General features: G+C 55.7%; 22 protein-coding genes. 5 read left to right on the top strand and 17 right to left on the bottom strand.

What is annotated here, in order from left to right; genetic code table 11:
- Position 1 precedes the first annotated feature (1 nt).
- Entirely contained in the window at positions 2–1,024 is a 1,023-nt protein-coding gene (locus ACJJI4_RS22025; protein WP_444926475.1) for a succinylglutamate desuccinylase/aspartoacylase family protein, read from the top strand.
- Positions 1,025–1,031: 7 nt separating this feature from the next.
- On the opposite strand, the gene ACJJI4_RS22020 is transcribed toward ACJJI4_RS22025, so the two are convergent.
- The 13 genes from ACJJI4_RS22020 to ACJJI4_RS21960 form a co-directional block, all read right to left on the bottom strand.
- Positions 1,032–2,252 (bottom strand): lytic murein transglycosylase, encoded by a 1,221-nt coding sequence (locus ACJJI4_RS22020; protein ID WP_444926474.1) that lies wholly within the window; start codon positions 2,250–2,252, stop codon positions 1,032–1,034.
- Between the two features lie 177 nt (positions 2,253–2,429).
- Positions 2,430–3,083: a PAQR family membrane homeostasis protein TrhA gene (gene trhA, locus ACJJI4_RS22015; RefSeq protein WP_282930278.1), complete on the bottom strand. Its 654-nt coding sequence runs from the start codon at positions 3,081–3,083 to the stop codon at positions 2,430–2,432.
- Between the two features lie 141 nt (positions 3,084–3,224).
- Positions 3,225–4,547: an adenylosuccinate synthase gene (locus tag ACJJI4_RS22010; RefSeq protein ID WP_444926473.1), complete on the bottom strand. Its 1,323-nt coding sequence runs from the start codon at positions 4,545–4,547 to the stop codon at positions 3,225–3,227.
- A gap of 112 nt (positions 4,548–4,659) precedes the next feature.
- Complete coding sequence (locus ACJJI4_RS22005; protein ID WP_413664099.1) at positions 4,660–5,853, bottom strand: ATP phosphoribosyltransferase regulatory subunit; 1,194 nt, start codon at positions 5,851–5,853, stop codon at positions 4,660–4,662.
- A gap of 199 nt (positions 5,854–6,052) precedes the next feature.
- Positions 6,053–6,925 carry a protease modulator HflC gene (gene hflC, locus ACJJI4_RS22000; protein WP_282930281.1) on the bottom strand — a complete coding sequence of 291 codons (873 nt, stop codon included), beginning with the start codon at positions 6,923–6,925 and terminating at the stop codon, positions 6,053–6,055.
- Between the two features lie 11 nt (positions 6,926–6,936).
- Positions 6,937–8,091 (bottom strand): FtsH protease activity modulator HflK, encoded by a 1,155-nt coding sequence (gene hflK, locus ACJJI4_RS21995; RefSeq protein WP_282930282.1) that lies wholly within the window; start codon positions 8,089–8,091, stop codon positions 6,937–6,939.
- Between the two features lie 186 nt (positions 8,092–8,277).
- On the bottom strand, positions 8,278–9,588 hold the full coding sequence (gene hflX / locus ACJJI4_RS21990; protein ID WP_444928261.1) for a ribosome rescue GTPase HflX: 1,311 nt from the start codon (positions 9,586–9,588) through the stop codon (positions 8,278–8,280).
- Between the two features lie 131 nt (positions 9,589–9,719).
- Positions 9,720–10,004 carry an RNA chaperone Hfq gene (hfq, locus tag ACJJI4_RS21985; RefSeq protein ID WP_020413623.1) on the bottom strand — a complete coding sequence of 95 codons (285 nt, stop codon included), beginning with the start codon at positions 10,002–10,004 and terminating at the stop codon, positions 9,720–9,722.
- A gap of 191 nt (positions 10,005–10,195) precedes the next feature.
- Complete coding sequence (miaA, locus tag ACJJI4_RS21980; protein ID WP_444928260.1) at positions 10,196–11,119, bottom strand: tRNA (adenosine(37)-N6)-dimethylallyltransferase MiaA; 924 nt, start codon at positions 11,117–11,119, stop codon at positions 10,196–10,198.
- A 70-nt stretch (positions 11,120–11,189) separates the two neighbouring features.
- Positions 11,190–13,076 carry a DNA mismatch repair endonuclease MutL gene (gene mutL / locus ACJJI4_RS21975; protein ID WP_413664096.1) on the bottom strand — a complete coding sequence of 629 codons (1,887 nt, stop codon included), beginning with the start codon at positions 13,074–13,076 and terminating at the stop codon, positions 11,190–11,192.
- 45 nt (positions 13,077–13,121) lie between these two features.
- Complete coding sequence (locus tag ACJJI4_RS21970) at positions 13,122–14,432, bottom strand: N-acetylmuramoyl-L-alanine amidase (RefSeq protein ID WP_444926472.1); 1,311 nt, start codon at positions 14,430–14,432, stop codon at positions 13,122–13,124.
- 55 nt (positions 14,433–14,487) lie between these two features.
- Complete coding sequence (tsaE, locus tag ACJJI4_RS21965) at positions 14,488–14,982, bottom strand: tRNA (adenosine(37)-N6)-threonylcarbamoyltransferase complex ATPase subunit type 1 TsaE (protein ID WP_444926471.1); 495 nt, start codon at positions 14,980–14,982, stop codon at positions 14,488–14,490.
- Entirely contained in the window at positions 14,982–16,463 is a 1,482-nt protein-coding gene (locus tag ACJJI4_RS21960) for an NAD(P)H-hydrate dehydratase (protein ID WP_444926470.1), read from the bottom strand. Before ACJJI4_RS21960 ends, tsaE begins: the two co-directional genes overlap by 1 nt.
- 134 nt (positions 16,464–16,597) lie before the next feature.
- Between ACJJI4_RS21960 and queG the strand changes: the two genes are divergently transcribed.
- The gene (gene queG, locus ACJJI4_RS21955; protein ID WP_444926469.1) at positions 16,598–17,707 is read left to right on the top strand and encodes a tRNA epoxyqueuosine(34) reductase QueG; all 1,110 of its coding nucleotides are present in this window, start codon (positions 16,598–16,600) and stop codon (positions 17,705–17,707) included.
- 13 nt (positions 17,708–17,720) lie between these two features.
- Here the strand turns inward: queG and orn are convergent, their stop codons facing one another.
- Positions 17,721–18,260 (bottom strand): oligoribonuclease, encoded by a 540-nt coding sequence (gene orn, locus ACJJI4_RS21950; protein WP_444892595.1) that lies wholly within the window; start codon positions 18,258–18,260, stop codon positions 17,721–17,723.
- A gap of 86 nt (positions 18,261–18,346) precedes the next feature.
- On the opposite strand from orn, the gene rsgA reads away from it, so the two are divergent.
- Genes rsgA through asd form a run of 3 tightly spaced genes read left to right on the top strand, consistent with a single transcriptional unit; the run spans position 18,347 to position 21,067 of the window.
- Positions 18,347–19,387 (top strand): small ribosomal subunit biogenesis GTPase RsgA, encoded by a 1,041-nt coding sequence (gene rsgA, locus ACJJI4_RS21945; RefSeq protein WP_444926468.1) that lies wholly within the window; start codon positions 18,347–18,349, stop codon positions 19,385–19,387.
- Complete coding sequence (locus ACJJI4_RS21940) at positions 19,384–20,178, top strand: sulfurtransferase (RefSeq protein ID WP_444926467.1); 795 nt, start codon at positions 19,384–19,386, stop codon at positions 20,176–20,178. The genes rsgA and ACJJI4_RS21940 overlap by 4 nt, the downstream gene beginning before the upstream one ends.
- 25 nt (positions 20,179–20,203) lie before the next feature.
- Positions 20,204–21,067 carry an archaetidylserine decarboxylase gene (gene asd / locus ACJJI4_RS21935; RefSeq protein WP_444926466.1) on the top strand — a complete coding sequence of 288 codons (864 nt, stop codon included), beginning with the start codon at positions 20,204–20,206 and terminating at the stop codon, positions 21,065–21,067.
- A gap of 53 nt (positions 21,068–21,120) precedes the next feature.
- On the opposite strand, the gene ACJJI4_RS21930 is transcribed toward asd, so the two are convergent.
- The 3 genes from ACJJI4_RS21930 to ACJJI4_RS21920 all read right to left on the bottom strand — a co-directional run bounded on the left by ACJJI4_RS21930 (position 21,121) and on the right by ACJJI4_RS21920 (position 25,302).
- Positions 21,121–22,473, bottom strand: coding sequence for a cyclic di-GMP phosphodiesterase (locus tag ACJJI4_RS21930; protein WP_444926465.1), 1,353 nt, complete (start codon positions 22,471–22,473; stop codon positions 21,121–21,123).
- Between the two features lie 170 nt (positions 22,474–22,643).
- On the bottom strand, positions 22,644–23,723 hold the full coding sequence (gene hemE / locus ACJJI4_RS21925) for a uroporphyrinogen decarboxylase (protein ID WP_108731435.1): 1,080 nt from the start codon (positions 23,721–23,723) through the stop codon (positions 22,644–22,646).
- A gap of 160 nt (positions 23,724–23,883) precedes the next feature.
- Positions 23,884–25,302, bottom strand: a complete 1,419-nt coding sequence (locus ACJJI4_RS21920) for a glutamate synthase small subunit GltD family protein (protein ID WP_282930294.1) — start codon at positions 25,300–25,302, stop codon at positions 23,884–23,886.
- Between the last annotated feature and the right edge of the window lie 14 nt (positions 25,303–25,316).

Raw genomic sequence — 25,316 nt, 5'->3', positions numbered from 1 at the left:
TATGGAAGAGCGCTCGGATTTTGAGATCGGTGGGGTCCATGTCGCCAGGGGCGAGTCCTGCCATATCGATCTGCCCGTTGTGCGGCTTTACACAAGCACAGAAATGGCAATCCCAGTTTATGTGCAGCGCGGTAAAAAAGATGGTCCCAAGATGTTCGTTTGTGCCGCCATACACGGTGACGAACTCAACGGTATTGAAGTAATAAGCCGGCTTATCCAAAGCGGCCGCCTAAAGTCATTACGCGGGACCCTGGTTGCAGTTCCGATGGTTAATGTTTACGGGGTACTGCAACACACTCGCTACCTACCTGACAGGCGCGACCTAAACCGCTCATTCCCTGGGTCAGCAAAGGGGTCTCTCGCCGCACGTATGGCTCACGTCTTCCTCAAGGAGATAGTCACCAAATGCGACTATGGCATCGATTTACATACAGGGGCCGTACATCGCAGTAACCTCCCCCAAATTCGCGCTAACTTGGACGATGAGCAAACCCGAAAACTCGCCAAGGCCTTTGGTGTTCCCGTACTAATCAACGCTTCTATTCGCGACGGGTCCCTGCGCCAAGCAGCCGCAGATCTCGGGGTGAGAGTATTACTGTATGAAGCTGGTGAAGCCCTGCGCTTTGATGAACTCAGTATCCGCGCCGGTGTTAAAGGTGTGATCAACGTGATGAAGCACCTGGAGATGTTGCCGCAAACCCGAAAGACAAATGTGATAGAGCCATTTGTTGCTCGCCGCAGTGGTTGGCTTCGCGCGGGGGATAGCGGTATCGCCAATCACCTTAAGGCACTCGGGGATCAGGTCTACCAGGGCGACCTGCTGGCGACAATTGCAGACCCATACGGCCAGGAACTGGACCAGCTGATCTGCAATGAGGATGGAATCATTATTGGGCGACAGAATATCCCCCTGGTCCAGGAAGGCGAGGCGATGTACCACATCGCCTACTTCCGTGAACCCGAGGGTGTTGTCGAGAACCTGGAGCTACTTCAGGATACGCTCCTACCGGATGAGAACTTTTAGGGACTCCCTATTGTTTCTTCAACATCTCCAGGACTTCCTTGCTCGGGTAGCCCTGAACTTCAACGCCAGCACTCTTTTCAAATTCACTCACCGCTTTGCGGGTACCCGGACCTGCCTTGCCATCAATTTCTCCGGTGTAAAACCCTTTCTGTTTGAGCAACTTCTGCAACTCTTCCACTTGAACACTATCCAGTGGAGTAAAAGGGCGCTTCCAATCATTTACCAAGGGCGCACCGCCGCCAATCCGATCTGCCAACAAGCCAATAGCTATCGCATAGCGATCTGAATTGTTGTAACGCTTGAGGACAAAGAAATTCTTGAACACTAAAAACACCGGGCCATTGCGGCCGTCTGGTAACTTTAATTCGGCAATGGCTTTTTTGTTGGGAAAAGGCTCGCCATTGGCTCGTGTGACGCCGAGCTTCTCCCATTCGGCTACCGACATTTTCCCCGCAGGCATTTTACGAGCGGGAATCTTGACCTCATAACCCCAGGGTTTTCCACGCTGCCAGCCGTTACTGGATAGCAGGTTGGCAGCGGTGGCGAGCGCATCCGGAATCGAATTCCAGATATCCCGTTTACCATCACCATCGATATCCACCGCATAGGCTTGATAGCTAGTGGGAATAAATTGGGTATGCCCCATAGCCCCTGCCCATGAGCCCAACAAGTGCTCACCCTCGATATCACCGGCCTGCAATATTTTTAGTGCAGCCAGCAGTTGCTGACGGCCAAACTTCTTACGCTGGGGATCCGCGTAGGCGAGTGTTGCCAGTGAGCGAATGACACTGCGCATTACCTTGTCATTACCGAGGATGCCGCCAAAACTAGATTCCACAGACCAGATTGCAAGCAGGATATTGGGGTCCACCCCGAAGCGCTTCTGGATCTTGTCCAACCAGGGCTTCATTTTTTCTTTTTCCCGCTTGCCTCGTTCGATCGCTCTCTTTTGCACCCGATTATCAAAGTACTGCCACACCGGTGCTTTGAATTCGGGCTGATAGGCTGCGCGATCCAGAACCCATTGGTCTGGAGAAGTGATTCCTTTAAAGGCTTGGTCGTAAACCTCCGCAGAGATTCCACTCTTGATCGCGGTTTTACGGAACTCCTTTACCCACTGTTCGAAGGCCGGATCGGCTTTCTCTTGTGCATGGGTACTGGAAACCAGGAGAACCGCGCTTATCGCGAGGATGGCAGACAGATATTGAAACCATTGCAATTTGGGCATGGAGTTACCTTCGACACAACTTTTGCTCGCTCAAGGGTAGAACGAGCCACTCTTATCCGAAAGGTGGATTGGCCGGTAACCGTTGAACTTCCCACCTACTATTAAACTGGACAGTCACATGAGAGGGAAGTTCGTGCTGCTCACCTTTAGGGTGAGCTCTGCCGCAAAACGGGAAGATTAGGGAATGACGTAAAACAGCACCGCAAAGAAGTGCAATATACCGCCCGCCAGTACAAAGAGATGCCAAATTGCATGGTGGAAGCGCAGGCTGCGCCAGAGGTAAAAAGCGATTCCGCCGGTGTAGCAGAGGCCACCGAGAACTAACAGCCACAAACCGCCAGTTTCCAGGCTATCCGACAGCGGCTTGATAGCAGCCACCACGACCCATCCCATCAAGGCACTGAGAGTGATAGATAGAGCTCGAATCTTCTTCAGCGGGGTGAACTGAATAATCAATCCGATCAGCGCGAGCCCCCAAATAATACCGAACAGCCACCAACCCCAAGGGCCCCTCAGGGTAACCAGGGTGAAGGGAGTATAGGTTCCAGCAATCAATAGAAAGATTGACGAGTGGTCCAGGGTCCGCAGTATCGCTTTGGCGCCGATATGGCTGACTGCGTGGTACAGCGTGGAGGCTAGGAAACAGAGTATCAGGGTGGAGGCATAGACGCTGGAGCTGACAATATGCCAGGCGTCCCCGCGCAGGGCAGCAAATCCGGTCAATACACCCAGACCGGCAATCGCCAGAAGCGCTCCAACACCATGTGTCACACTGTTGGCGATCTCTTCAGCAAAACTGTAACGACTGGCAACGGAAACGGAAGATGACATAAATTAGCCCGGTTAAATTCAGGTCATAAGCCTGCGTGTAGTGCACGACCAATAACTTGGAACAGGTCTAATGATCAGAGGCCTCACTTAAAATAGCAAGGCCATCACCAGACTGCACATTCACAACCGGGCGGTCAGGGCTTAAACGCTAGCGTTGTGAATACCCATTTCGCACAAAGCGGAAGATTCGCGAACAATAGTTTCGTTGCGATCTGGGCCTGTAGAAACAATGTCTACCGGAGCGCCCACCAGCTCTTCGATTCGAGCGATATAGGCGCGTGCATTGGCCGGCAAATCCGCTTCACGACGCACACCGACAGTGTTCTCTGTCCAACCGGGCATAGACTCATAAACCGGCTCGACAACTTCCCAACCTGCGGCATCAAATGGTACTGGGACTTCTTCACCAGCGCTGTTGCGGTAGCCCACACAAACCTTTACCTCCTCGAGGCCATCGAGAACATCCAGCTTGGTCAGGCACAGGCCAGAAATACTGTTGATTCGGATCGCGTGGCGCACAGCAACAGCGTCAAACCAACCGGTGCGGCGCTGGCGGCCAGTGGTAGCGCCAAACTCGTGACCTTTTTCACCCAGGTGACGACCAACTTCGCAGTCCAGCTCGGTAGGGAAAGGACCACCGCCAACGCGGGTGGTGTAGGCCTTGGTAATGCCCAATACATAATCCAGGTACAGAGGACCAAAACCAGAACCAGTAGCGGTACCGCCAGCAGTGGTATTAGAGGAAGTTACGAACGGGTAGGTACCGTGGTCAATATCCAGCAGGGAGCCCTGGGCGCCTTCGAACAGGATATGCTCTCCGTTTTCGCGCGCTTTGTGCAGGTGATCGGCAACGTCGGTGATCATCGGCACCAGTTGCTCGCGCCAAATCTTGGCCTGCTCTACGGTGTCCTCATAGCTGACCGGGTCAACTTTGTAGTATTCGGTCAGAGCGAAGTTGTGGTAATCAATCAGCTCTTTCAGCTGGTGGCAGAAGTTATCCCAGTTGCACAGATCACCCAGGCGAAGACCGCGACGAGCAACTTTATCTTCGTAAGCGGGACCAATACCGCGACCTGTAGTACCGATCGCTTTGGCGCCGCGTGCTTTTTCACGGGCCTGATCGAGGGCAACATGTACTGGCAAGATCAGCGGACACGCCGGGGAAAGACGCAGGCGCTCGCGAACAGGAACTTCACGCTCTTCCAGCTCAGCCATCTCTTTCAGCAGCGCCTCCGGGGAGAGCACCACACCATTGCCGATCAAGCAGGTTACGCTGGGGCGCAGGATACCGGAGGGAATCAGGTGCAGTACAGTTTTTTCGCCATCGATAACCAGGGTGTGGCCCGCATTGTGACCACCCTGGAAACGCACTACCAGCGAGACCTTCTCGGTTAGCAAATCGACAATCTTGCCCTTGCCCTCATCGCCCCACTGGGTACCCAGTACTACTACGTTCTTGCCCATCTGTATAAATCTCTAAACTCAGGTTTTTCTCTGCGGGAGCCGGGGCCCCACATAAATGGATGTCTGCGGGTAGGCCCGCGCGATAATAGGCACATCCACTGCGCCCGAAAAATCAGTCTCGTGGTTTTACTACCCACGAATCACCCTCAGCAACCAACTCGCGGTCACAGCGGGAATCCAGTTCACTATCGGCACCACCAGCGAGGGCTGTGATGACCACTTCGCCTTGAGCCCGCAGCTCGTGAATCGCCTTCCACAGTTCAGCGCCCTGGGAGCCTCTGACATCTGGTGCCAATATCGCAGCGCCCTCTTCAACGGCGGCGCTGCCCAGATTACTCAATGCCACCAGGTCACTACTAAAGCCTGTTGCTGGGCGATCGCGCCCAAACACGGCCCCGATACCGTTGTAGCGTCCACCGTTGGCCAATGCCTGGCCGTGGCCCGGTGTGTAGGCGGCGAATACCAGACCTGTTTCATAGTCGTAGCCGCGTACTTCACTCAAATCGAAGAACAGTGTCACCTCTGGATAGCGCTCATTCAGAGCCTCAGCTACCTGCCTCAAATCGGAAACTGCCGCCAGCAAATTTTGCGGGGCTCCAGAAAAGAGTTCGCGGGCCTTATCCAGGCACTCCCGTCCCCCAACCAGCCCCGGGAGCGCCTTCAGCCACTCGGCAGCCTTCTGGTCGCCAACATTCTCCTCAACCCACTCGCACAGATCAGCAGTCGCCTTGCTCTGTAACATTGCCAACAGGGCGCTGCGCTGCTCGTCATTGAGGCCCGCCGCTTCAACCAGACTCTGGTAAATCGCGACGTGGCCCAGGTCCAGGTGCACTTGGCTGACACCCGCTACCTGAAGGCTTTGCAGCATCAGCGAGATCACCTCGAGGTCTGCACCGAGGTTGTCCACACCAAACAGTTCGGCACCAACCTGTATCGGCGCTCGCGAACCCATCGGGGTTCGCGGCTTGGTGTACACCACCTGACCGGCATAGCAGAGGCGGTTAGCGCCTCTGCGGGGAAAGCTGTGGGCATCGATCCGGGCAGTCTGCGGAGTCATATCCGCGCGTATACCCAAAGTGCGACCAGATATCTGGTCGGTGACCTTAAAGGTGCTCAGATCTACATCATGGCCCATCCCAATCAGGAGGGACTCGGTGAATTCCAACATCGGCGGTATCACCAACTCGTACCCCCAACAGTGGTAGAGGTCCAGTAGTTGGCGGCGCAGAGTCTCCAATTGCACGGCATCCGCAGGCAGAATTTCTGCAATGCCATCCGGTAACATCCAGCGATCGGCTTGAGTCATGATGAAATGAATTCGTCAGCGAAGAAATTGCGGTGCCACAGCGCTTGCCACAAACCAGCCGCAGCACTTCCCACAAAAAAACCGGGCTGGGCCCGGTTTGCGTGATTTTAGCATCAAGTGCTAACAGGAAGGTAGGGTTATCGAATCTAACCCGGCGCCTATAGCACCAGTTGCCCAGTGCTACACAGCATTTTCAGCCCTACTCTCCTTTCGGGTCTTTCAGGTAGCGGAAGAATTCGCTATCTGGATCGACCAGCAGCATATCTGACTTGCTCCGGAAGGACTCCTTGTAAGCCTGCAGACTGCGGGTAAAGCGGTAAAACTCCGGATTCTTGCTGTAGGCGGCAGCGTAAATGGCTGCAGCCTCTGCATCACCCGCACCGCGTAACTCTTCCGCCTGGCGGTAGGCCTCAGACTCAATCACCACTCTTTGGCGATTGGCATTAGCCTTGATACGCTCACTGGCCTCCTGACCCTTGGCGCGATGATCCCGCGCCTCCAGCTCACGACCAGCGCGCATACGCTGGAACACAGACTCGGAGACTTCCGGTGGCAGGTCAATCCGCTTGACGCGCACATCAATCACATGCACTCCCAGGTCATCCTGAGCCACCTTATTCAGGTTCTTGGTGATCTCCGCCATCAACTCATCGCGCTCGCCACTGACTACCTCATGCAGATCGCGCACACCAAACTCGTTCCGGAGCTGATCATTGATCCGCTCCGACAGCAGGCGCACCGCATTGCGATCGTCACCACGAGTGGCGATATAAAACTTATCCACATCAGAGATTCGATATTTGGCATACGAATCAACCATCATGAATTTGTTTTCACTGTTGAGCATACGAACGGGACTGGAATCCACCGTCTGAATACGCGCATCAAACTTGCGCAACCTTTCCGCAAAAGGGATTTTGAAGTAGAGACCCGGCTCTGTGTAGGTGCGCACCAGCTCACCAAAACGCAGTAGCACGGCTTTTTCAGTCTCTTTCACTACAAAGGCGCTGGAAGAAAGTACCAATACTCCAACCAGGATGACAACAATGATACCCAGTGTTTTGTTATTCATATCATCCCCTCCTAGCGAATAGTCTGACTGCGACGGGTGCTGGCGTCATCCCGACGAAGGCGCTCAATAACACGCTGATAGACTTCCTCAATCATTACAGGCGAGGTGTCCTGGCTTTGGGCTGCTCGCGCTGCTCCAGCGCCGCCTTGCGCCAACTTATCTAGCGGCAGGTACATCATGTTATTGCCACCCTCGACATCCACCATCACCTTGGAGGTGTTGGCCATCACATCCTGTACCGCATCCAGGTAGAGACGCTCGCGGGTAACTTCCGGGGCACGCTCATATTCAGCCAGCAGTTTCTCAAAGCGCACAGCTTCACCTCGGGCACTCTCGATGACGCGGGCTTTGTATGCCTCGGCCTCTTCAATAATGCGCTGAGCCTGACCACGGGCAACCGGGATTATCTGGTTAGCATCAGCCTGAGCTTCATTTTGCAGACGCACCTCGTCCTCACGGGCTTTGGTCACATCGTCAAACGCATCCTGCACTTCGCGCGGTGCCTTAGCATCAGTGAGGTTAACCACATCAATGCGTATACCGGTCTGGTACAGGTCCAGGTATTCTTGTAATCGTTCCTGCGTATCGGCAGATACTTGGGTCCGGTTCTGGGAAATCACACCGTTTAAAGTGAGAGAGCCCACCACGTGACGAAGGGCGCTGTCGGTGGCTTCCTGCAAGCTCTTCACCGGATCGCGAACACGCAGCACAAAAGACTCAGCATCCCCAACCTGCCACTGCACAGTGAGTACCACTTCTACGATATTGGCGTCCTCAGTCAGCATCTGACCGGTAGTGCGCTCGGTACGCACCTCAGTCATATTGACCTTGGTGACGTTATCGATAAGCGGCGGATTCCAGTGCAGGCCGGCAGATTCCGTGGAGTGGTATTTGCCCAGGCGCAAAACAACCGCCTGTTCGTTGGCGTTGACCTGGTAAATCCCCAGGCCGCCATAAATCAATACGGCGAGACCAATAACCAGTACCCAGGGAAATTTGACAGAGTCGCCACTTGGGCTGCCGCTGCCACCACCACCAAACAGGCCACCTAGTTTCTGCTGAATTTTTCGCAGTAGTTCATCGAGATCGGGCGGGCCTCCGTTATTGCGGTTACCGCCACCACCCCAGGGGTCTTTATTGTTACCACCCGGCTCATTCCAGGCCATTTAACTTACTCCAACTATGATCACTTAATCTTTTACTTCGGCGGATTCTAGCATCCATTGCCGACAAAATATTGCCGACAGGCCCTAGCCTGAGGCAAGTGGGCAGTCTGCGGAGACCAACCCCGAACAAATTCGACTAAAGGTCGCAATATGACCTGAATTTTAAAATCAATGTTTATACGACAACTACTCGGCAATGGGTTCTTCCAAAACCCATTCCGGCGCGTCATTGCCAGCAATATGTGGCGCCAGCAGACGCTGGAAATCACTACGCGGCAATAATATTTGCAATTCGCAGTCACCATTGTCGCGGTAGACTTCCGACTGCACCGCATTAATTTCAAATAGCTGCGCTCGCAGCCTGGACTGATGAGGCTTCACTACCAGTTGCCCGCGCACCATTTGCTCGCCCAGGCGCTCGGCAATAGCCTCAATCAAAAGTTCACAACCCACACCTGTTACCGCAGAGAGCCAAACTGCCCGGGGTACACCCTGATCATCCCGGTCTATACGCGGTTCAAAATCTGCCAGCAGATCAATTTTGTTATAAACCACCAGTTGCGGCAGTTCCGAAGCATCAATTTCCTCCAGAACCGTTTGCACCTCTTCCATCAGGTGTAATCGGTCATCTGCCGCAGCGTCCACCACATGTAGAAGCAACGTCGCACTGGCGGCCTCTTCCAGGGTTGCCCGGAATGCCTCTACCAGTTTATGCGGCAAGTGAGAGACAAATCCCACCGTATCAGCCAATACCATGGCGCCAACATTGGGTAATTCAACCCTGCGCATGGTCGGGTCGAGGGTGGCAAACAATTGGTCCCTGACATAGACATCTGCATCGGTCAGGCGATTAAACAGGGTCGACTTGCCCGCGTTGGTGTAGCCAACCAGAGATACTGTGGCCATTTCTGCCCGGGAGCGCGCGCGGCGCCCCTGCTCCCGCTGGCGGCGTACCTTTTCCAGCCGCTTCTCGATGGAGTCTATGCGCGCGCGCAGCAGTCGCCGGTCTGTCTCCAACTGGGTTTCACCGGGCCCACGTAGGCCGATACCACCCTTTTGCCTCTCCAGATGGGTCCAGCCTCGCACCAGCCGCGTTGCCATATGGCGTAGCTGGGCCAATTCCACCTGAAGCTTACCCTCGTGAGTTCGCGCACGCTGGGCAAAAATATCCAGAATAAGCCCTGTGCGATCCAGCACCCGGCACTTTAATTCGCGCTCAATATTGCGCTCCTGACTCGGAGACAGGATGTGATCAAAGATAACCAGGGCGGCTTCCTGATCTTTCACCACCTGGCGAATCTCCTCCAATTTACCTCGGCCAACAAAGGTCTTCGGGTCTGGAGTGGCGCGCTGGCCGAAAATAAAACTGACAGGATCTGCTCCGGCAGATAGGGCCAACTCCTCAAATTCACGAGGGTCGTCGGGACTGTCGATGGCGGAGAGTTCTAGGTGTACCAGTACTGCGAGCTCACCGGATTCCGGTCGATCGAAAAACAATGGGAATTCTCTATTGCGAAAAGGGCGCGATAAGCCCTGACTGAGGTGACAACCGGCAAGCCCTGCAAGGGGCTCACCGAGCTGCTGGCGCCCCGGCAAAACGGGGTGCAGGTGAAATTGATACGGATCTTTTAGCTAAAGGATTCGCGCTCACCGCCTTCACCATTACCCTCGCCGCCGTGCTGGGCTGCGGGATTCAATAGCGGTACGCGCACTGCACGCGACGGAACAACCGTAGAAATGGCGTGCTTATACACCATTTGGCTCACAGTATTTTTGAGTAACACCACGAACTGGTCGAAGGATTCAATTTGCCCTTGGAGCTTGATGCCGTTTACCAGATAGATAGAAACCGGAATACGCTCTTTGCGCAATACGTTGAGGTAAGGGTCTTGTAAGCTGTGCCCTTTTGACATCTTTTTTCTCCTTGTCAAAAAGCTGAATGCGGTATGCAGGCCGCAATCGCACCCGCGAAGAGCGCGGATCAAAAAACGACTGAGGTTGAATACGCGTATAAGTAGTGTAGTAGCGAGCCGGAAAAGGCCGGACTCTGTGAAAACTGACTGAACGGGCTTGTCGTTTAATAGCCCAACCACGTTATGGATGCTTAAGCGAGAAATTTCAAGGCTTCAGCCAATATTTCGTCATTCTCACGCACCCCACCTTGCTCATCCTGAGTGTACAAAGTTAGCAGGTCTGGCCAGCGCCGCAGCCAGGTTAACTGGCGCTTGGCAAGCTGCCTCGTCGCCGCAATTCCAGCGGCCACCATATCATCGTAATCGGTTTGGCCTTGCAAGTGTTGCCAAACTTGTCGATATCCCACCGCGCGAATTGCCGGTAAGTCCTCGTGCAGGTCTCCTCGGTCCAGCAGACCCTGGACTTCATCAATAAAGCCCGCTGTGAGCATCTTGCGAAAACGCAGTTCAATTCGCTGGTGAAGCAGGGAGCGATCGCGGGGCATAATGGCCATCTGGCACACCTGGTACTGCTCCTGTATTCCCCCAGCTTCCTGCTCGCGACGCAACTGCGAAAGCGGAACACCGGTGAGGCGGTAAACTTCCAGCCCCCTTTCGATACGCACCGAATGGTTGGGATGTAGCTCTGCCGCCAACTGCGGGTCCACCTGGGCCAGCTCCGCATGCAATGCAGGCCACCCTTCACGCTCTGCGCGAGCTTCAATTTCTGTTCTCACCGCTGCGTCCGCTTCAGGCAATTTTGCCATGCCTTCCAACAGAGCACGGAAATACAACATAGTTCCGCCAACCAGTAATGGCACTTTACCAGCAGCGGTAATTTCTGCCATAGCTTCCAGAGCATCTTTACGGAAACGACCTGCCGAATAAGACTCAGACGGGTCACAGACATCGATCAAACGGTGAGGGTATGCAGCTAGCTCTTCTACTGAGGGCTTGGCCGAACCGATATCAAGGCCTCGATATACGAGAGCAGAATCAACACTAATTAATTCCACGGGCAAACGATCGGCGAGCGCCATGGCCAGATCCGTTTTGCCGGAGGCCGTTGGACCCATCAAGAAAATTACACGGGGCTTATCACCCGGCAAGCTGTTATTCAAACTACCACCCACTTCTGCCGCGTACCTATTGGCCGCGCATAAACCACTTATCCATATCTGCCAGTTTAACCTGGGTCCAGGTCGGGCGACCGTGGTTGCACTGGCCACTGCGCTCCGTGCGTTCCATGTCCCGCAGCAGAGCATTCATTTCCGGGATTGTCAGACGTCGGTTTGCGCGAACAGAACCGTGACAAGCCATTGTCCCCAGCACTTCGTTGATGCGCTCACCAATACGGGCGCTGTCGCCTTCGCCGAGCAGGTCCGAGAGTACATCGCGCACAAGCTGTTCCACTTCCGCGCCGTGCAGCATTGTGGGTACCTGGCGCACCAGTAAGGTCTCCGGACCGGCCCGCTGCAATACGAAACCAAGCGCGGTAAACACCTCGCTGCGCTCCTCGAAGCAGTCCGCTTCCCGCTGGCTGACAGCCAGACTCACTGGAACCAGGAGGGGCTGAGCCTGAATTCCACCGGCCGCATAAGCCACTTTCATCTGCTCATAGACAATGCGCTCATGGGCAGCGTGCATATCGACAACAACCATCCCATGCTCGTTTTGCGCGAGAATATAGATTCCATGCAACTGCGCCAGAGCAAAGCCCAGCGGCGGCACTTCGGATTCGCTTTCAATGCCCGCACCGGCCCCTATGGTCGTCCCGGAAGATGCTTGGGGCACGGGCACTGGCCGGCTGGTAGGAGCATCCTGCGGCTGTTGTGTCGCCGGGGATGAGTCCTGATACGGTTGGTGCAGAGCGCCGTAAGCATTCATCTGCTCGCGCAAATTTGAGGGCGAGGGACGATTGCTGAGTGGCATTTTATGCTGCCCGGCAAATTCACCGGCCTGCAAACCCGTGACCTGTTCCTGGCGCTCCTGCTCTGGCTCGCTTTCTGTTTCCTCTTTCTGCCCCGGACGCACATCCGCCAGGGCCCGGTGCAAACTGCCAAACAGGAAGTCATGCACCAGGCGACTATCGCGAAAACGCACTTCGTGTTTGGTCGGGTGCACATTCACATCGACGGAAGCCGGGTCCAGCTCCAGATAAAGTACAAATGCCGGATGGCGACCATGGTACAAAACATCGGCGAACGCCCGGCGCACCGCGTGGCTGACCACCTTGTCGCGAATAGCCCGGCCATTGACATAAAAGAATTGTAAGTCGGCCTGGGAGCGCGAGAATGCGGGTTCCGCAACCCACCCCCACAGGCGCAGGCCGCTGCGCTCCACGTCGATATGCAGCGCATTCTGCATAAACGCCGGCCCACACACCTGGGCGACACGGCGCTCCATTTCCACCCGCCCGGTGCCCGCACGCAGATTATGCACACCCTTGCCGTTGTGGCGCAGGCTGATAGAGACATCAAATCGGGACAGCGCCAAGCGCTTAATCGTCTCGTCAATGCGATTGAATTCTGTTTTTTCTGTGCGCAGGAATTTCCGCCGAGCGGGCGTATTGAAGAACAGATCGCGCACATCCACAGTGGTGCCACGGGGGTGAGCCGAGGGCGCGAGCTGCGCCTGCATGTCGCGGCCCTCCGCACTTACCTGCCAACCCTTGCCACTTTCATCGCGGCTGCTGGTCAATGCCAGGCGCGCCACCGAGGAAATACTGGCGAGGGCCTCACCGCGAAAGCCCAGGGTGGCCACCGCCTCCAGATCTTCCAATGCATGAATCTTGGAAGTCGCGTGGCGGGCCAGGGCCATTGGCAGGTCTTCCCGCTCTATGCCCTTGCCGTTATCGCGCACTTTCATGCGCTTGCTACCACCGCCGTCCACATCGACCTCTAGCCGTGTAGCGCCCGCATCCAGGCTGTTTTCCAGCAACTCCTTGATTACTGATGCTGGGCGCTCAACTACCTCACCAGCTGCAATCTGGTTGGCGAGGCGGGGAGAGAGTTGCTGGATTTTATCGTGCATGAATCTGGCCTGTTAATGCTGCAAGGACCGCTCGACACTGAGGTCTCAGCCGGAAGGAATACTCAGGGTCTGCCCCACTCGAATCACGGAGTTCTTGATGCCATTCGCTCTCATCAGGGCGGCGACGGAGATATTATATCGCGCCGCGATACCCGAAAGGGTCTCCCCGCGAGCGATAACGTGGTTGCGAGACTTATCGCTCTGGTTGGCGGCGAGCCAGGTATCCGCCGGGGGGCGGCTCTTAAAGTGCGCCACTATACCGTCACTGAGCTTTTGCGCCAGCTTGCGCTGGAAACTGGGATCGCGCAGGCGTTTCGCTTCCTGGGGATTGGTAATAAAACCCGTCTCCACCAAAATTGAAGGCACATCCGGCGAACGCAGCACCGAGAAATTGGCCTGCTCCACCTGTTTTTTGTGCAGGTGAGTGACGGTGCCAATCTGTGACAGCACACTGGCGCCGATATCCAGGCTGGCATTCATGGTGGCAGTCATGGAGAGGTCGAGCAATACGCCGGCAAGGGTGTCATCCTTATCGCCTAGGCTCAAACTGCCGGCACCACCGATAAGATCGGACTCGTTTTCCCTCGCGGCCAAAAAGCGGGCGGTTTCACTGGTTGCGCCCCGGGAGGAGACCGCATAAACCCCGGCGCCACGGGCATCTTTACGGGTAAAGGCATCGGCGTGGATCGACACAAAAAGGTCCGCACGCATATTGCGCCCAATTTTTACCCGTTCCCGCAAAGGAATATAGTAATCCCCTGTACGCACCAGTTTGGCGGTAAAGCCCTTCTCACCGTTTATCTTTTTGTGCAGCTGTTTGGCAATCGCCAGCACCACATCCTTTTCCCGCAAGCGACCGGGACCGGAAGCCCCGGGGTCTTCCCCGCCGTGCCCTGCATCAATAGCGACAATGATATTGCGTTCACTACTGACCTGCTCCAGCGTCTTCTCGCTGCCTTTAACCTCGTCATAAAGGTCGATCACCAATCGATCCGGCAGGTTTTCATGGCGCCGCAAAGCAAAGCTGCGCGGATTGGCCTGCTGCTTTAGGTCCAATACAACCCGTAGATCTTTTTTATTCTGACGGGCATGGCGCACCCGGGCGATCGGCGTCTTGTCCAGATCCAACTTGTCCAGCTCAGCCTTCAACCCGGTATCAGAGAGGTCGACAACCACCCGGTGGGGGTCCTTGAGGGTAAATAACTTGTGCTCTGCCGGGTCGCTTAAATCAAAAACCAGACGCGTATGGTCGGGTGCTCTCCAGACGCGCACACCTTCCACTTGCGTCGCAGAAGCCGGCAGGAAAACTGCCAACCACAGCGCGACAACTAACAGAGACCGCCACATAAAACTCATTACTTCCCAGCCCCTTTGCTTATTGGTATCAGTATTTCCCTGTGTTCAGGCGTTTTCAGGATGCTCGCAGCAGCTTTTGCAGCAGGTCTATTACGCGCTCACCCTCGGGCGAGTGCGCAATTAACCTGAGCTGGCGACCACTTTCCGGTACTTCCAACTCAACTTCCAAGTCTGGATCGGGCAATATGCCCTCGCCCCGCTCGGGCCACTCTACAAGACTCAAACTCTGCGCAGAGAAATAATCCCGCACCCCCATAAACTCCAACTCTTCCGGGTCACCCAGACGATAGAGGTCGAAGTGGTAAACCCGGTGAGCCTCGAGTTCGTAGGGTTCCACCAGGGTGTAAGTGGGGCTCTTTACCGCACCCTCGTGCCCAAAGGCCCTCAGTACCCCCCGACAGAAAGTTGTCTTTCCCGCACCCAGCTGGCCATTTAAATACAGCGTCAGGCCCTGTTGCAGGCCCGCCGCGAGACAGGCCTGCCCAAGCAAGTTGCCGCCGGATACGGTGGCTGCTTCATCAGCCAAATGTAATTTCAATTCACTCGCCATCAATCTACCAAACGTCTAATCCAGGGCAATAAGTCCGTAGCGAGTAATCCCCGCATACCCTCTTCGGCAGCGCGATTACCCGCCTCTCCGTGTAACCACACCGCCAGTCGGGCAGCCTCCACCAGCGGCAAGTGCTGGCCAATCAATGCTGCAACAATACCGGTGAGGAGGTCTCCCATACCACCGGAAGCCATGCCCGGGTTACCGCTGTTAATCAGGTCAACACCACCATCATGTGCAATCAGGGTGCCGGCGCCTTTTAATATCACCACGCCACTGAATTTTTGCTGAACTGCAATAGCAGCTGCGCGCGGATCGGCGAGCACCTCGGCGGTATCACAACCCAGAAGGCGGGCGGCCTCCCCCACATGTGGGGTCAACACCCAGTCATCCCGCCGAATCCCGGCCAGAACCCGGCCCTCGGCGAGAATATTCAATGCATCGGCATCTACGACCAAGGGCGCCTCAGCTCGGCCGGCTCGCGCCAGCAGCTGCTCACTCCAGGGGGAGCGTCCCAAACCGGGGCCCACTGCAATCACGCTGGGGCCTTCGAGCAGCGGTTCCAGCTCCTGCCCGGAAATCACCGGATGAGCCATCACTTCTGGACTGCGAGTTAACGCTGCGGACAAATGCTCAGGGCGGGTCGCCAGGGAAATCAGCCCGGCTCCACAGCGCGCTGAGGATTGCGCAGCCATCAATGCGGCACCGCCAAATCCGGTATCACCGCCGACAACCAAAATATGGCCAAATTGGTTTTTAAAGCTATCGGCGGCACGCGCTGGCAGGCGACGGATGGCATCAGCCTCGTATCGCATAACCAAAGGCTCAACTGCTCGGTAGGCAGCCTCAGGTGCCCCCAAACCTTCGAAAATTACCTCTCCGCAGAGCGCCGGGCCGCGACCGCAGTAGAGCCCCATTTTGCGGCCGATAAAAGTCACCGTCATATCGGCACTGACCGCCTCGCCGGCACTGCCGGTATCGGCACTCAGACCGGAGGGGATATCCACAGCCAACACCGGGCCGGGGCTTTTGCGGATTCGCTCAACCGCATGGGCCACGCCGGAGCGCAGCTCACCGCTAAAGCCTGTTCCCAGCAATGCATCCACAATCAGTGTACTGGCATCCGCCGTATCCAGCTCTGCGAGGGAGTTCACCACATGGACACCTTCCCGGCAGGCGTACTCATAGGCCTCCCGGGCATCGCCACTCAGGTGCTGAGGATCGGTACACGCATAAACGGTGACCGGGGTTTTCTTTTGCGCGGCGAGGGCGGCAATCACATAGCCATCCCCACCGTTGTTCCCACCACCGCAGAAAACCTGGAGGCGGCCGATCTCCGGCCAGCGCCTGCGTAGATGTGAAAAAGCCGCGCGACCAGCGCTCTTCATCAGTTGAATGGAGGGGATTTCCAGTGCAGCAATCGTCTGTCGATCCAGCTCACGTACCGACTCGGCACTGTATAGAGGTTGAGGCGTGTCCATGCAGCTCCCGCGATGTGGTCAAGAATTCATCTGTGGCAAAATAGGCAATTACATCGCCATCGTTTGCGCCAATCGCAAAGTATACCGCCCCGGCCAGGCATTGTGCTTGCAGGGAATATCGAGCCGCTTTATCTATGACCGAATCACTGCTCGCCGACTTAGCCCAACAGATCAAAATTTGGGGCAGAGAACTGGGCTTCCAACAAGTGGGTATTACCGATTGCCAGTTGGAGGAGGAAGGGGAACGCCTGCGCGCCTGGATTGATGCGGGCTATCACGCTGATATGGACTGGATGGGCGCTCACGGTGAGAAACGCTGGCGCCCCGAGTTATTGGAGCCGGGAACACTGCGGGTAATCAGCGTGCGTCTGGACTACCTGCCGCCGGACACCCAGCCGATTAAAGTGTTGAAGGATGCGAGTAAAGCCTATGTATCCCGCTATGCGAATGGCCGCGATTACCACAAGTTGATCCGCAAACGCCTGGCCAATCTATCAAAGCAAATTGATACCTATTGCGCCGAGCGGGGCATTGAATCGAAAGGTCGGGCTTTTACTGACAGCGCCCCGGTGATGGAGAAGGCCCTGGCAGCTAAGGCCGGCCTGGGCTGGATTGGTAAAAATACGCTGGTACTCAACTCGACCGCCGGCTCTTACTTTTTCCTCGGCGAAATCTACACCAACTTGCCACTCCCCATAGATATCAGCGAGGAGCATGATCAGTGTGGCGACTGTGTCGCCTGCCTCAGGGTTTGCCCCACCGATGCCTTTATCGATGACCGCACCCTGGATGCGCGGCGCTGCATCTCCTACCTCACTATTGAAAACAAAGGCCCAATCCCTGAGGAATTTCGCGAGCCCATCGGCAACCGAATATACGGCTGTGACGACTGCCAGATAGTGTGCCCCTGGAATAAATTCGCCAAGCCCACCAAGGAAAAAGATTTTCATCCCCGACACGGACTGGACAATGGTGAGCTACTGAAGTTGTTTACCTGGAGCGAAGAGGAGTTCCTGCGCAAGACTGAGGGTTCGGCCATTCGCCGAATCGGCCACGAGCGCTGGCTGCGCAACCTGGCTGTTGCCTTAGGCAATGGGGAGGCCACGCCCGAAGTCATCAATACCCTGGAGAGTGCGCGCGCCGGCGCCACGCCCCTGGTTCTGGAGCATATCGATTGGGCGCTGGAGCGGTTGCGCAGCGGGCGCAGGCGCAAGCGTAAAATCAAACGCAAGCCCGCTGGCTAATCGGGAGTGGGGGTCAGAGGCGGAAAAAAGTCTCGCGGTAGTGGCGCAATTCCTCAATAGAATCGCGGATATCGTCGAGCGCCAAATGGCTGCTGTGTTTTTTAACTCCATCCAAAACCTCCGGGCGCCAGCGACGAGCCAATTCCTTCACCGAGCTGACATCCAAGTTGCGATAGTGGAAATAGGACTCCAACTCCGGCATATATTTCACCAGGAACCGGCGATCCTGGCCGATAGAGTTGCCACACATGGGAGATGCTCCCTCAGGGACCCACTGTCGCAAGAACTCCAGGGTCTCCCTCTCCGCGTCCCTTTCGGAAATACTGGATTCTTTGACCCGAGCTACCAGCCCGGAACCACCGTGCTGTTCGGTATTCCATTCATCCATTGCATCTAGCAAGGCATCGCTCTGGTGAATGACCATTGAGGGACCTTCGGCGAGAATCTCCAGGCGTGAATCCGTCACGACTGTGGCAATTTCAATAATGCGCTCTTTGTCCGGATTCAGGCCTGTCATCTCCAGGTCAATCCAGATCAGGTTGTTCTGATCCACAACGGCTCTCCTCAAACTTTCCGCGCAAGTTACCGCAACTACCCTGCAATAGCTATAATCCGCCGCTAGTCTCCAGGTGCTAGTGCATGAGTAAACGCAAATTAAATCGCCGCCAACAGTGGCGTATCAACAAAATCCAGCAGGAACGCGAAGCCCGCGCCCGCAAGCGCGAGCAATCTGCCGAAGAGGCCCTGGAAGAGGGGCAACTGGGGCAGGAACAGATTGGCCTGGTTATCGCCAACTATGGCACACAGGTTTTAGTGGAGAGCGAGAGTGATCCGAGCCTGCGCCAGCGCTGCCATTTGCGCGCCAATATCGAAACCCTGGTGACCGGCGATCGCGTTGCCTGGCACCCTGCCAGTGAAGATAGCGACGGGGGCATTGGTGTTATCGGGGCGCGCCTGCCGCGCAATTCCGAGCTGCAAAGACCCGATCGCTACGGCGACCTCAAAACTGTCGCAGCCAATATCGATCGCATATTGATCGTTATCGCCCCTTACCCCGAACCTTTTGCCAATGCCATAGACCGCTACCTGGTAGCCGCAGAGACCACCGGCATAGCACCCATGCTGCTGCTCAACAAAACCGACCTGATCGATGAACGCAATCGCGATTCATTGGAGGAGCTACTCGCCCCCTACCCGGGGCTCGGCTATCCGGTTTTACGGTTATCCACCAAAACTGGCGAGGGCCTGCCGGAGCTGCTGGAAACCCTTGCGCAAGGATGTAGCGTTTTTGTAGGACAGTCCGGGGTGGGCAAGTCATCCCTGGTCAACGCACTGCTTCCCAGTGCCGGCGCCCGCACCGGTGCTCTGTCAGAGGCCACACAGAAGGGGACTCACACCACTACAGCGGCGGAACTGTTTCACCTGCCCAGTGGGGGTGATCTGATAGACTCCCCCGGGATTCGCGAGTTTGGACTCTGGCATATGGAGGAGGCCGCCCTACTGGAAGGGTTTGTGGAATTCCGACCATTTATCGGGCACTGCCGCTTTCGCGACTGCCGCCACCAGGGCGAACCCGGTTGCGCTATCCAGGAGGCTCTGACCGATGGAAAAATTAGCGAGCGCCGCATGAATAGTTTTCTGCATTTGCGCAACAGCCTGGAATCGGAGAACAAGTTTTGAAACTGATCATCGAAGCGGAAGAACTCGCGACTCAGCTTGAGCGCAAAGAACTGCTGATTGTAGACCTCAGCTCACCCCACAATTACCTCAACGGTCATATTCCAGGGGCTATTCATCTGCCGTTCCAGGCGCTGATGGCTGGCACCGCGCCCGCACCAGGCAAACTTCCCGGTATCGAACAGCTGACCCAGATTTTTCAAGCTATCGGCTTAAAGCCGGAACAACATGTGGTCGCCTGTGACGACGAAGGTGGCGGTTGGGCTGGGCGCTTTTTGTGGACCTTGGAAATGATAGGCCACCGCAATTACAGCTACTTGAATGGTGGCATGTTGGCCTGGCGAGGCGCCGGCCTTCCTCTCACTACCGAGGCACCGGATATTGAGCCGAGTGATATTCAAATCACCGTCAACAGCACAGCTGCGATGGACGCCCAGCAAATCCAGGATCAACTGGGCAATGATGAATTCCTAGTTTGGGATGCTCGCTCCCCCCAGGAATATCGCGGTGAGCGGGTCCTGGCCATGAAGGGCGGTCATATCCCGGGAGCAATCAATTGCGAGTGGACCCAATTGATGGACCCGCAAAAAGATCTGCGCATTAGATCGGATGCCCGCGAATTCCTCGCTGCACAGGGAATTGATAGCTCACACAAGATTGTCACCCACTGCCAGAGCCATCACCGCTCCGCTTTTACCTGGTTAGTGGGCAAGTCCCTGGGATTGGATATTCGCGCTTATCCAGGCTCCTGGAGTGAGTGGGGCAATTTGCCCAATACTCCGGTACAGCAGTAGATACATTGAGAAAAGACGTAGATTTATGAACCCTAAACTTTTTGCCGCCCTGCAATACCTAACGCCGCAACACGCACTCTCCCGCGCTGCCGGCTGGTTGGCGAATACAGAGCTCAAGTGGATCAAGGATCCTTTCACCCGCTGGTTTGTTGAGAAGTACGGCGTGGATATGCAGGAGGCCAAAGAGAGCGACTGCACTGCCTACCGCACCTTCAATGAATTCTTCACCCGCGAACTGGTGGACGGAGCCCGTCCCATTATCGAAGGGCAACACACCCTCGCCAGCCCTGCCGACGGCGCCATCAGCCAGCTGGGCCAGATCCATAACGGCCGTATTTTCCAGGCTAAAGGTCACGACTACAGCTTGGTTGAAGTGGTGGGCGGTGATCCCAAGGTAGCGGCGCAATTTAATGACGGACACTTCGCCACTGTGTATCTGTCACCGAAGGATTATCACCGGGTGCATATGCCCATGGCCGGCACCCTGCGCAGCATGACCTATGTGCCCGGGCAGCTTTTCTCTGTAAATACGGTAACGGCAGAAAACGTTCCGCGCCTGTTCGCGCGCAATGAGCGTCTGGTCTGTGTATTCGATACGGAAGCCGGACCCATGGCAATGATCCTGGTGGGTGCAATGATTGTCGCCGGTATCGAAACCGTATGGGCCGGACAAGTCGCTCCTATCCAGCGCAAAGTCATCAATACGGATTATCTGGATAAGGCACCCATCCACTTGGAGAAAGGTGAGGAGATGGGACGCTTTAAGCTGGGCTCTACCGTCATTATGCTATTTGGCGCAGACCAGGTGAGCTGGCTCGACCAGCTTGAAGCCGAGTCGCCCGTGCGCATGGGTGAGCATTTCGGTAATTTATTATCCGGCAAGGACTGATATTAGTAAGGGACAGCGGCAGTTTTCACTGCCGCCTCTGAAAAAGAGAGCATTTACTTTGTCAGGCGCGTCAGCAGCTGCCCCAGTCGGCCACCGCGGAATAAATAATTGTCGCGAATATTCGCCGCATCCACCTGGGGGTAAGCTCCGGGCTCTATATCCCTGAGGATACTGACCTTTTCCTCGACACTCATCTTGCCACGCTCGATAAGCTTCTGTTCTCGATCCTCAACTTCAGCCAAGTCACACAGGCGAGGCCTGCTGAGCGTTTGTTTTTGCCCATCGAGAACGATCATTACCTTTGGTCGCAAGCGCCGGTCGTAAGTCTGTTCCACCACCACGCCGACTTCTCCGGTGGACAACTCTACCTGGGTACCCGTGGGATAGAGGCCAATAGCCTGAATGAACTCCACTACCAACTGTTCCTGGTAAGCGATACCCCGCAGGTCATACAACTTGGCAACTGCCCGGGATGGCGCTACCGGCTCACTGGAACCTCTAGGGTTAGTGGCTTCATCATAGAAAGTCACTATTCCGCACATGCGCGCCAACACTGAAATCCTGTCACCGCGCAAGCCCTCAGGGTAACCACTACCATCGTGGCGCTCGCAGTGGGCACTAATGACTTCGATAACCTTCGGATCTATTTGTGGGTCTGCCGACAGCATCTTGACGCTGTGCTGCACAAACTTTCGATACTCCAATTCACTGCGCGGATCGCGCTGCTTCATCTGCAGCACTTCCCCGTCGATAGCCAGCTTGCCTACATCCTTCAGCAGAGTAGCCACCCCGAGCTTTAGTAAATCACTGCGTGAAAGACCGATATGGCGGCCGAATAGCACCGCCCAAATACTGGCACGTACCGAGTGACTATAAGTGTGCTCATCCTTATCTCGTACACGAGCCAGCCAGGCAAACGCATCGGGACTGCGCAGCACACTTTCTACTAAATCCTCAACGACTTGGTTGACCTGCTGTATCGGTATGGGCCTGTTGTTAGCAACAAGCCCCATCACTTCACTCATACCATAGAGGATCTGGCCGTGAAGCTTACGCGCGTTACTGGCTTCTCGCTGCGCCGGCTGCGGAGGGGGGTATTTTTTATGGGAAACAGTGACAGGCTTACAAGGGATAGTGACCGCTGTGCGGCCAGAAGAACGACCCCTTGCGGAAATGTCGCTGCCTCCGAGCAATCGACGCAGGGTAACACCGGCACTACCGACAGTTTTGTGGACATCGACATAAACAAACCGGCAGTATTTCTGTAGCTGGCGGATTTCTTCCAAATCGCGGATATAAAAACCCTGCAGCGCAAATGGGGTTCGTGTCCAAGGCCGGTCGAGCTTGGAGACGAACATGCCGCGCTGTAAATCACCGACAGAAATTTTTGCTTGTTCGATTGCCACTGGGGAAGGTGCCGACAACTGTAGTTAACGCTAAAACGCTGCCCTGAAAGACCCCGTGGCGTAAGATCCTCGGTCCTCTGGGCAAGCTCACCTTTATATCATGGAGAGATATTAAGGTTCACCCGCCCAAAGTGAGACTGTATTCACAGACTCAGAGATCAGTGGCTAGTTTAGGCGTGATATTGGGCTGACAGCTCTACCACAGCTTCAATCATGGCTCCGGCATGTTTGGGATCTACCTTCGGGGTAATTCCGTGACCTAAATTGAAAACGTGGCCACTACCTTGACCAAAAGACTTCAAAACAGCCGCCACTTCTGTGCGAATTCGTTCGGGACTCGCATAGAGAACAGCAGGGTCCAAGTTGCCTTGCAGAGCCACCTTGTCTCCCACTCGGGCGCGGGCGCTGCCAATGTCTGTAGTCCAATCCAAGCCCAGGGCGTCAGCGCCAGTATCAGCCATTGCTTCCAACCACTGACCGCCTCCCTTAGTGAACAGGATGGCCGGCACTCGACGACCGTCGACTTCTTTAATCAGCCCCTGGAGAATTCTCTGCATATATTTCAGGGAGAATTCACGGTAAGCACTGTGGCTGAGTGCCCCGCCCCAGGTATCAAAGATCTGTACGGCCTGGGCACCAGCGCGAATCTGGGCGTTCAGGTAATCGGTAACAGAGTCGGCCAGCACCGTGAGTAACTGGTGCATCAGCTCAGGGCGGTTGTAGAGCATTTCCTTACAGCGGGCAAAATCCTTGCTGGAGCCACCTTCAACCATATAAGTCGCCAACGTCCAGGGGCTGCCGGAGAAGCCGATAAGTGGCACGCGACCATTCAACTCGCGGCGAATGGTGGACACCGCATTCATCACATAGTCCAAATCCTTTTCGCTGTTCACCACTTCCAGAGCTTCGATATCGGCCGCCGTTCGCAGGGGCTTGTGGAACTTGGGGCCCTCTCCTTCAGAGAAATAGAGACCCAGGCCCATGGCATCGGGAATAGTCAGGATGTCGGAAAACAGAATAGCGGCATCCAGCGGGTAGCGCTCCAGGGGTTGCAGCGTTACCTCACAGGCCAGCTCAGTATTGCGGCACAGATCCATAAAGCTGCCGGCTTCGGCGCGGCTGGCTCGATATTCCGGCAGGTAGCGCCCCGCCTGTCGCATCATCCATACAGGCGTTCGATCCACTGGCTGGCGCAGAAGGGCGCGAAGAAAGCGGTCGTTTTTCAATTCGGACGGTTTGGTATCAGACATAGGCACACCGAGCGGGCTAAAAAAACGGGCATTGTACAGGGGCTTGGCCGCTATACACAGGGTGGCAAAGATATTGCGAGGTGCCTATTGGGACTGGCACAAATGTGCACGGAATAATTGGGCAGTGAGGGACCGTGCCCCCACTGCAAATCAGAAACGATTAAATATCCAGGTAATCGAGGATACCTTCACCGGCCTGGCGCCCTTCCCAGATAGCGGTCACTACCAGGTCGGAGCCGCGCACCATATCACCGCCGGCAAACACCTTCTCATTGGAGGTCTGGAATTTGTATTTTTGTTTTTCTGGAGCGACGACACCACCCCAGTCGGCAACTTCAATATTGTGCTGCGGAAACCACTCTGCCGGGCTGGGACGGAAGCCAAAGGCCACCAGAACAATATCCGCCGGGATAATTTCTTCAGAACCGGGCACCACCTGAGGGCGACGGCGGCCGTTTTCATCGGGCTCACCGAGCTCCGTAGTGACCACTTTAACCCCGGCCACCTTGCCATCTCCAACGATCTCAACCGGCTGGCGATTGAACAGGAACTGTACGCCCTCTTCCTTGGCATTGGCCACTTCCCGACGTGAGCCGGGCATATTTTCCTCATCGCGGCGGTAGGCACAGGTTACGCTCTTAGCGCCCAATCGAATCGAGCTGCGGTTACAGTCCATGGCGGTATCACCACCACCGAGAACCACCACGCGCTTGCCCTCAACCGAAACAAATTCGGAAGCATCGCGCTCCCAGCCCATATTGCGATTTACGTTGGCAATCAGGAATGGCAAAGCATCGTGAACACCGGGCAGATCTTCACCGGGGAAGCCGCCCCTCATGTAGTTGTAAGTGCCCATCCCCATAAAGACAGCATCGTAGTCATTGAGCAGCTGCTCAAAACTGATGTCCTTACCCACCTCAGTATTGAGGCAGAACTCAACGCCCATCTCAGTAAACACTTCCCGGCGCTGCTGCATTACCGACTTCTCCAGCTTGAACTCGGGAATACCAAAGGTAATCAGGCCACCAATTTCCGGGTGCTTGTCGAACACCACCGGCTGCACGCCATTGCGTACCAAAATATCAGCGCAGCCCAGCCCCGCCGGGCCGGCACCAATCACCGCTACTCGTTTACCCGTTTTCTCAACATGGCTTAAGTCCGGGCGCCAACCCAGGGCGAAGGCTGTATCAGTAATGTACTTTTCCGCATTGCCGATGGTGACCGCACCAAAGCCATCATTGAGGGTACAGGCGCCCTCACAGAGGCGGTCCTGGGGGCACACCCGGCCACAGACTTCCGGCAGAGTATTGGTTTCGTGGCAGAGTTCGGCTGCCTCAATAACATTGCCTTCGCTGATCAGCTTCAACCAGTTGGGAATGTAGTTGTGTACCGGGCACTTCCATTCGCAATAGGGGTTGCCACAATCCAGACAGCGGTGTGCCTGGCTGGCCACCTGTCGCTCACTGAAAGGCTCATAAATTTCAACAAACTCGCCGGTGCGGGTGATGATGTCCTTCTTCGGCGGATCGATGCGACTTACGTCGATAAACTGGAAGTCGTTGTTCAGTCTGTCTTTCATACTGTTTCTCCACC

Source organism: Microbulbifer maximicatervae (SeqCode), assembly GCF_052467305.1.
This window is presented reverse-complemented; position numbering and strand designations above follow the sequence as displayed.